Source organism: Fluoribacter gormanii, assembly GCF_900156395.1.
GTDB classification, from domain to species: domain Bacteria; phylum Pseudomonadota; class Gammaproteobacteria; order Legionellales; family Legionellaceae; genus Legionella; species Legionella gormanii.
Genome location: NZ_FTNL01000046.1, coordinates 1 through 9,000, shown reverse-complemented (window position 1 = coordinate 9,000; position 9,000 = coordinate 1). Strand labels below are relative to the sequence as shown.

Sequence of the window (9,000 nt, the reverse complement as noted above, 5' to 3'; positions counted from 1 at the left end):
CAAATCTTTTTAAGCGGCTCCAATAATATACTAGGGTCATAAATTTTCTTTTTGCCTGGTTTTTTAGGTTTTTTATCAGCGATGGGTAACTGCCTTAATAACCTAGCTGCAGCTTTACGATGATAACCATGGGTTTCGCAAAACTCATCCAACATACGTTTTTTTACAGCACGATTACCACAGCGATAACGCCAACGTTGTGTTTTTAAATATAAATCCATCCTCAATTCTCCCATGCCATTCTCCCTCCTTCGGCAACAGTGATATTGAGGCAACGATGCAATTTATATGCTTATCTGGCTTCGGCTTCGGCAACAGGTAATTTGAGGCAATGCGGTAAAGCTTAAAAAGCGTATCACTTAATACTCACTTAATATTAATACAATATGATATATGCATGGGCAACGTGTTTTTTCGCGGAACTTGAACCCTATTTAAATGGATGTTTGACACGCAATCAGATAATCAGGGGGCATTTATGAAAAAAAAATATGATTTTTTTTCTGATAAGTTAGAGACAACAAAATATGACTTTTGGACTAAATTTCGTCAGGCACCAAGCTCCAGTAACGCAACATTTCAACTAAAAACACTTGCTAAATTATCAAAGGCTGGTTTTTTTGCTACTTTAGTTGGATGCACATTACTGTATGGATGGGATCAGTACGAGCAACATAAAACTCGGGTTATCTTTGACTCGACAAAACCCAAGGGGCACACTACTTTAGAAAAAGATACTGCTCTTACCTCTAAGGATTTGGATACTTGGGACTATAGCAAGGAAAATAACCTGGTCCAAAGGTATGGCCCAGGAGCCATGGTAAAGATTGGAGGAGGAAAAAAGGAAGGATTTAGAGGCATAATTCCATTACCTGCATGGTTGCAACCATCGGAGGAGCTTCGTTCCAAACCATTAGAAGTATCTGATGTTTGCCATGTTGGTATTGTTATTGAACCTGTCGATGGTGATAAAGAAAGTCGTCCATTGATTATCGGGCGTCAAAGTCCGATGGGCCCATTACCAACCCTAAAATCAGCAATAGAAGCTGGATGGAAACAATATACTAATCCAACTCCAGGATTGACAATTACTTCTGTGATGACAGAAGCATTAAAAACTACCATTGCCAATGAATCTCCACATATTGCTAAAGGAACTTCTTTCGATACCACGGTAATTCATGATTTAGCAATCCCTATTGAGTTTGTCGAACAGGCGATTAAGGCCGCCGAAGAAGATTTGAACCCGGTAATGACATTTGCATGGGATAATTGCATAACTACAAAAACATACGTTTTATTAAAATTAGCGCGAAGTGTTGATGAGTGGGCTGAATCTGGAAAAGAAGATGCACCGACCCGGGAAAAGGCAAACAAATTTATAACTGGCTGTTATACAATAATCAGTGATGATATGCATAGAGGCTATGGTACATTGAATAATGCCAAAATAGCCCATGAACTAGAAGACTTTGGTAAAGTAACAAAAAGAATTGGACATGATGACGAAAATAAAGAGGCTAAAAATAAGTCTGTTCCAACTCTTTAATTCAGAGTCAAATAGTTAATTCTTGTTTTATTCATTTTAGTGAAAATGCATTTCTCCTGAATTACGGTCCAACGCAATCCAGGAGAACGCTTACTCTGTTAATTGAGTATTATCGACCAGCCAATGCTATAGCTGCAGGTGTATACTCATAACCTAAATCACGAGCAACTGCATCAAAGGTGATCTTACCCTGATGAACGTTTAAGCCATTGAGTAAATGCTTATCATTCAATAACGCCAGCTTCACGCCTTTAGTTACAATACTTAAAACAAAAGGTAATGTTGCATTATTTAAAGCAAAGGTTGAAGTTCTTGGCACCGCACCAGGCATATTGGCAACACAATAATGCACCACATTATCAACAACATATGTAGGTTCTTGATGTGTTGTGGGGCGGCTTGTTTCAAAACATCCACCTTGGTCAATAGCTACATCAACTAATACCGAACCAGGGCGCATTGATTTAAGCATGGCTCGAGTTACCAATTTTGGAGCTGCTGCTCCAGGGACTAATACTGCACCAATCACCAAATCAGCACTGGCAACATATCGTTCTATAGCGTCAGCAGTGGAATAAATCGTATTGATCTTAGAACCAAATTGAAAATCCAATTCATTTAAACGTTGCAAAGAACGATCCAAGACAGTCACTCGAGCTTCCATACCCATAGCCATACGTACTGCATTGGTACCAACCACACCGCCACCAATAACTACTACGTTTGCCGCTGCTACTCCAGGAACACCACCTAATAAAATACCACTACCACCTTGAGCCATTTCCAAGCAATGGGCACCTGCCTGAATGGACATACGTCCGGCAACTTGTGACATGGGAGCTAATAATGGCAAACCACCACCTTCTTCAGTTACTGTTTCATAAGCAATAGCAGTAACTCCAGATTCTTTAAGCATACGCGCTTGATGAGGATCTGGGGCCAAATGCAAATAGGTAAATAAAGTTTGGCCTTCACGAAGACGCTTGCACTCAATAGGTTGTGGCTCTTTTACTTTTACAATGAGTTCGGCTCTGGAAAAAACTTCATCTGCGCTATCCACAACCTCAGCACCAGCATGTCGATAATCATCATCAGAAATGCCAATTCCTACTCCAGCACCCTTCTCAACTATAACAGAGCTCCCTACCCTTATAATTTCCCTAATACTAGAAGGAACAAGACCCACACGATTTTCTTGAGGTTTAATTTCTTTTGGAACACCTACTAACATACTTTTTCCCCTCTAACGGTTTTTTAATTGTGCTATTAACTGCGGCACGAGCTCGAATAAATCACCAACCAAACCATAGTCAGCGATTTGAAAAATAGGGGCATCTTCATCCTTATTGATTGCAACAATAATCCGAGAATCTTTCATCCCAGCCAAATGCTGTACAGCCCCAGAAATTCCCACAGCGATGTAAAGCATCGGTGCAACTATCCTTCCGGTTTGCCCCACTTGATAATCATTAGGAACAAACCCGGCATCTACAGCAGCGCGGGACGCTCCCACAGCAGCACCAAGCACATCAGCTAACTCTTCGATCAACTGAAATTTCTCAGCACTTTGCAGCCCTCTTCCACCAGAAACAACAATTTTGGCACTGCCCAAATCAGGTCGCTCAGACTTATTTAACTCATGTTTAATAAATTGGCTCTCTTTTACGACGAATTCTTTATCAATTTGTTCGATGAAACAACTGGCCTGACTTGCAGTAACTGGATTAAAAGCAGTTGATCTAATGGTTAAAACTTTTATAGAGTCAAGAACTCGTACTGTTTCTATTGCATTACCTGCATATATTGGATGTTCGAAAGTATCTTTATCAATTATTTTACTAACATCAGAAACTTGAGCAACATCCAGTCGTGCTGCAATACGTGGAGCAATATTTTTACCAAAAGTGCTAGCAGGAACAATTATAGCATTGAATGAATTCGCAAAAGAAAGAATCAAATCGCTTAATTGCTCTGCTAAAGTATGTTCGTAACAAGGTTTATCAACGTACCAAACGGCAAATGCTCCAGCAAGAGTTGCAGCCTGTTCTGCTATCGCCTTGCATTGATGTCCTACAATAAGTAAGGTCGGTTCATTATCCAACTCCAATGCCGCAGCTAAAGCATTACGAGTAGATGGGTGTAATGTTTGATTATCATGTTCAACAAGTACTAAAGTGCTCATCACTCCCCCTTATCAAAGCACTTTGGCTTCATGCTGTAATTTATCCAATAATTCGGTCACTGAGTCAACTTTCACTCCACCACTACGGGTTGGAGGAGCAGTAACATTTAATACCTCAATATGTTTTTTAAGTGACAATCCTAGACCATCCAGTTTCCTAATATCCAACGGTTTCTTTTTGGCTTTCATAATATTGGGGAGGCTGGCGTATCGTGGCTCATTTAAGCGTAAGTCCGTACTCACTACTGCAGGCAAATGCACACTTATTGTTTCAAGACCTCCGTCTATTTCACGAGTGACTTGAAGATGATCGTTTGTTGCTTCTATTTTAGAAGCATATGTAGCCTGCGGCCAATTTAATAACGCAGCCAGCATTTGAGGGGTTTGATTATTATCTCCATCAATAGCTTGCTTACCCATCAATACTAAATCCGGTTTTTCATCATCAACAATCTTTTTTAATATTTTAGCAATATTAAGGCTTTCCAATGAATCTTCAGTTTGAACCAAAACGGCTCTATCAGCACCTAATGCCAAAGCATGTCGTAATGTTTCTTGGGAACTATCTCCACCAATACTTACTGCAATCACCTCGGTAGCCCAATTTTTTTCGCGTAAGCGTAATGCTTCCTCTACAGCAATTTCATCGAACGGATTCATTGCCATTTTAATATTTTGTGTTTCAACTCCGGAATGGTCCGATTTGACCCGTATTTTGACATAGGGGTCGATTACACGCTTCACTGCCACGAGAATTTTCATAATTCCTCACTGGATAATCAAAACAAATGCATCTTGCCAGAGATACCGTGCCAAATTCAAGGGGTTATTTTTATTTAACCGAATTCAATAATGATATCGTCATCAGATATAATGCCTAAAATTTGTTATGAAACAAGATATCTAGCGCAAAATTACTTTCATACTCCCCAAAATACTAAGACCTACCCAATAAAGAAAGTTGTATTTCAGAGTCATCTTTTAGGAGATTAATTACACGTTCGGCCCGATCAACTGCTAAGGCGGTTTTTCCTCCCTCACTATAAACACTGGGATTTTCTTTCACTATTTGTAACGCTTCATAAGTTTGAGCAATTTTCTCTTCAATCTTTAAATCATCGTCTTTATCTATAACACGCATTCTCAATAAAAATGCATCTAATGCACGATATTTTCCGCCTCCTGCTCGCCAATTTCTAAAAAATTGCTGTTCTAATAATCCAAGGTACGATTCAATTGGCGCCGCAATCATTTTTAATTGTGGGGTTTTGAAATTTTCACTAACACTTTGATTTTGACTCGCAAGAATTAAGTCGCGACATAAATTTTCATCGACCATTGAGGCATCAAATTTCATTTCAGGAGAAGCACAAATTAATGGCGTTAAAAGAGTGGAACCTATTTGCAGACTCACCTCATAGCATTGTCTAGATGCCCAAAAAGTCATTTCAAGTAAACGAACTAATAAAGTCGTAGTGGCAGTAGCAGAAACCACAGTAATTTTTTGCAAGGTAGTCCCAAGTTTTTGCAATTCTTTTGAGTTGCTCGACTCAATGTATTGTCCACCTTTTAATAAAGCAAAATAAAGTGCATAAACAGCAAATAATTCTTCGGCAAAAACAAAAGTACCAAAACTAATGAAAACCATTGGAAGAAATGAAATTAAAGCACGTATCCCCTTTGGTTTTATTTTTCCGACTTCGTCAAAATATCCTGTTGACTGGTCAAGCAATCCCATAAGGCTTGCATAAAAATTACGCTCGGTAAATGTTCTAGAAGTATTCCTTAAGTTTTCTATCCATTTTTTAAGATCGTCCCGAGTTGTAATCTCATCAAATTTAATGGATTTAAAATCCTGGGGTGAGATCAGTTTTCCATAACAGAGACTTAATGTTTTAAAACAAGCCCCATCATTGCGAGCTTCTGATAAATTGTTCTCAATCCATTTGACTTCTGGACTAAATTTCTCGATAAGGTCTGGATGAAAACATAAAGACAACTTCTTATAATTTTTTTTAATTCTTAATTTATCTGGACCATCCTTAAGCAACAACTTATTAATTAATTTAATAAAATCAGCGTCCAGCCGCAAAAGAGCTTCTTGATTCAATTCGCTGTTATAACATTTTTTTTCTTCATCATAACTGGCATAGATACGAACCAGAGTTTTTAATTCAGTCTCTATAGTCATAACCTCTCCCTAGATTGGCTATCAGGATTCGATACTGCTAAAACTCTGGTGGCCTCCAGAGATTCAGTTATCGTACAGTACAATCCATTTTATCGAACCAATTCTTCCGTTTAACATATTCATTAAAAATGCCAACAACCAACAGACTAATATAAAATGCACTCATCACATCACTTAAATAATGAAAGCATAACAAGATTCTTGATGCAGCGACTAACAGAGCAACAACAAGTAAAATATAAAAATAACGAGGAAAAAGAACTCCCAATCCTGCCGCCAAACTCATGACTGTTGTTGTATGTCCTGAAGGAAAAGACCAATAATTTGAGCTCAATTTAAACCAATAAAATCCAAACTCATTACTTGCAAACAATAACTCAGGACGAGCACGACTCAAACCTACTTTCAAAACCAAACAAACTAAATTAGCTAAAAACACACAGCCAAGTAAATACCAAGATCGATTTTCATAGACAGTATTAACGTGTATGTATCGGAAATACATTCCTGCAATAAAAAACAAAACAATATAAGCAACCGATTTGCCCAAGGCAGTCAATACACCCAAAAAAGGTAATTTGGTTTCAAGATCCAACTGATGAAAAAAAGTTGCCAACGACCTATCTACAAAATAATAGGCTAAAATTACAAAAATTGCATAAAAGATAATAACCCAAGGTTTTTTCATAAAGTTAAACAACTTTTCAAATTGCGTCATAATTCAAATCCTTCTTTTTAGTTCTCACGTAAATACCAAGGGATTGTAATAACAATCATACGGGGATCTCTCTCTAAAAAAAGCAATGCACGTAATCCTGGAGCATGAATATTATGTAATAAGTACTCATACCATTTAGGTTCTACTAACTCAGGTATAATAAGGGCAATAAGCCTATTTTTCCTCTCTTTTCTGATTTTTCTCACAAATTTTAATAACGGCTTATAAATGCGACGATAAGGTGATTCAATAATTTCTAATTTTGGGATTCCTTTATCTGCCTTTTGGGCCGGCAATTCAATTTTTTCATGCCAAAGCTGCTTCAAGCGGGCAGCCCCTCCAGAGCCTGCATCAATGAAAACAGCTGTAACATCATCCGAAAGCAACATTCCAAATTGAATTGCTTTTTCTGCAATTAAATCCAAACCATGTATTGGAATAATGACTACTGGAGGTTTTAGTGAAAGAGGATCTATTTTTATCGGATTCTCAATTTCATGAGCAATTCGTTCATAATGACATTTAATACGATGCATTAAAAACGCTAAAATAGGTGCAAGCAAAACAATTATCCAGGCACCTTCGATAAATTTTGTGATAACAATAATAAAAAGTGCAATCGCGGTTACTATAGCACCCAATGCATTGACAACTAATTTATATCGAACTTTTCTATTTTCCTTACGCAACCAATACATTACCATACCAATCTGAGAAAAGAGAAAAGCGCTAAAAGCCCCAACCGCAAATAATGGAATAAGATTATTCGTAATTCCTTTAAAAACAATCAAGATGGCCGCAGAAAAGAGTGCCAGAATAATAATTCCGACTGAGAAAACCAAGCGTCTACCACGCTCAGCAAAAAAATGAGGTAAATAATTATCCTCAGCAAGCAAACGGCACACTCTCGGAAACCCGGAAAAACTGGTTTGCGCCGAATAAGCAAGAACAATAAAAATGCTGGCAATTGAAATATAGTAAAAAATACCTTTACCAGCAGTTGCTTCAACTAATTGTGACAATATGGTTTGATAACCTGGCTGATTTTGATTCATCGCTACAATATGGTAAGCAGGACAAAGGTAACCGATAAGTATCAAAAATAGAGCCAGTGTGCCGACAATAATAGTTAAGGTCCATTGTGCATTTTGAACTGTGGGTTTGCGGAATAAAGGTACTGCATTACTGACAGCCTCTACTCCAGTCATCGCGGTTAATCCATTTGCAAAAGCAGTTAACAGCATCCAATAAGTTAATGTTTCAGTTGTGTTTGTTTGCATTTTTGCTGATTGATTTGCAAGATGTGGATGTCCGCCAGTACTCCATACTTCTAATAAACCTATAACCATAGCACTTAACATACATGTCATAAAAATTACTACAGGAATTAAAAAAAGTGTTCCTGTCTCACGAATACCTCTCAAATTAATTACAGTGAGCATTAATAAGATAGCAAGACATAATATAAGCGTATAAGGATGTAATGACGGGATTGCCGATACTATGGCGCCAACACCTGCCGATATTCCGACCGTAACATTTAACAAGTAATCCAATATTAATGAAATTGCTGCACCCAACCCATATTTCCGCCCCAGATTATCACTGGCAACAATATAAGCCCCCCCTCCCTTTGGATAGGCTGCAGCTGTTTGCCTATAAGAAAAATATAAAGACAAAAGAACAAGAACTACTAATAAAGAAATAGTAAAAAAATAATGTAATCCGATTATGCCTGCTGATAATAACACCGTGAGTGCAGCTTCAGGACCATAAGCTGTCGAAGATAATGAGTCTAATCCCAGTGCAGGAACTCCTGTTAATACTGTTAACTCTTGTTTTTTTCTAGACTTTGAAGAAAGAGGTTTTCCCAAAATTTTATCTATTATTGGCATGTCCCTATAACCTAAATATTTTTAACCATTGTACCCATTCAATAAATCTTAATAAAGTCATCTTATTACAAGCAATCAGCGATGGGTTATTCATAAAAGCACATTGTCGAGCCAGTTATTTGTTCTGGAATGAAAGTTATGCCCGTCATGTGATGGGACAGATAGACCACTATGGGGCCATTAATAAAACAAAACGTAACTCCCCACGTCATCCAGAACCCGAGCGCAGCGAGGGTGAGGGATCTCCTGCGGTGTATCTCGGATACAGTCATGTAAAAAAACATTTCAAAAATTATGTGGTTGTGATCAAATAGCTGCATGAAATACTACGAACAAATCATCAGCACACTATTGGCTAGGATTGCGAAACTAGAAAAGAGAGTGACGCAACAGGCGTCAAGGATAGCAGAGTAAGACAACAGATAGTCCAACTGAACAGGAAATCTATATGCATAAGGAATCATA

The 9,000-nt window shown here is 37.9% G+C and carries 7 protein-coding genes and 1 pseudogene; 1 reads left to right on the top strand and 7 read right to left on the bottom strand.

Going from position 1 to position 9,000, the window contains the following annotated elements; translation table 11 throughout:
• Window positions 1-236, bottom strand: a pseudogene (locus BW930_RS16610) (integrase); the annotation flags it as partial.
• A gap of 242 nt (window positions 237-478) precedes the next feature.
• On the opposite strand from BW930_RS16610, the gene BW930_RS16605 reads away from it, so the two are divergent.
• Window positions 479-1,549 (top strand): hypothetical protein, encoded by a 1,071-nt coding sequence (locus tag BW930_RS16605; protein ID WP_058468067.1) that lies wholly within the window; start codon window positions 479-481, stop codon window positions 1,547-1,549.
• 109 nt (window positions 1,550-1,658) lie between these two features.
• Here the strand turns inward: BW930_RS16605 and ald are convergent, their stop codons facing one another.
• From ald to BW930_RS16575, 6 genes are all read right to left on the bottom strand, one after another.
• Window positions 1,659-2,780: an alanine dehydrogenase gene (gene ald, locus BW930_RS16600; protein WP_058468066.1), complete on the bottom strand. Its 1,122-nt coding sequence runs from the start codon at window positions 2,778-2,780 to the stop codon at window positions 1,659-1,661.
• Between the two features lie 12 nt (window positions 2,781-2,792).
• Window positions 2,793-3,731: an electron transfer flavoprotein subunit alpha/FixB family protein gene (locus BW930_RS16595; RefSeq protein WP_058468065.1), complete on the bottom strand. Its 939-nt coding sequence runs from the start codon at window positions 3,729-3,731 to the stop codon at window positions 2,793-2,795.
• Between the two features lie 12 nt (window positions 3,732-3,743).
• A complete protein-coding gene (locus tag BW930_RS16590) occupies window positions 3,744-4,493 on the bottom strand; it encodes an electron transfer flavoprotein subunit beta/FixA family protein (RefSeq protein ID WP_058468064.1) in 750 nt (249 codons plus the stop codon).
• A gap of 175 nt (window positions 4,494-4,668) precedes the next feature.
• A complete protein-coding gene (locus tag BW930_RS16585) occupies window positions 4,669-5,922 on the bottom strand; it encodes a hypothetical protein (RefSeq protein ID WP_058468063.1) in 1,254 nt (417 codons plus the stop codon).
• 67 nt (window positions 5,923-5,989) lie between these two features.
• On the bottom strand, window positions 5,990-6,640 hold the full coding sequence (locus BW930_RS16580) for a phosphatase PAP2 family protein (protein WP_058468062.1): 651 nt from the start codon (window positions 6,638-6,640) through the stop codon (window positions 5,990-5,992).
• A gap of 17 nt (window positions 6,641-6,657) precedes the next feature.
• The gene (locus tag BW930_RS16575; RefSeq protein ID WP_058468061.1) at window positions 6,658-8,535 is read right to left on the bottom strand and encodes an APC family permease; all 1,878 of its coding nucleotides are present in this window, start codon (window positions 8,533-8,535) and stop codon (window positions 6,658-6,660) included.
• Window positions 8,536-9,000: the final 465 nt, after the last annotated feature.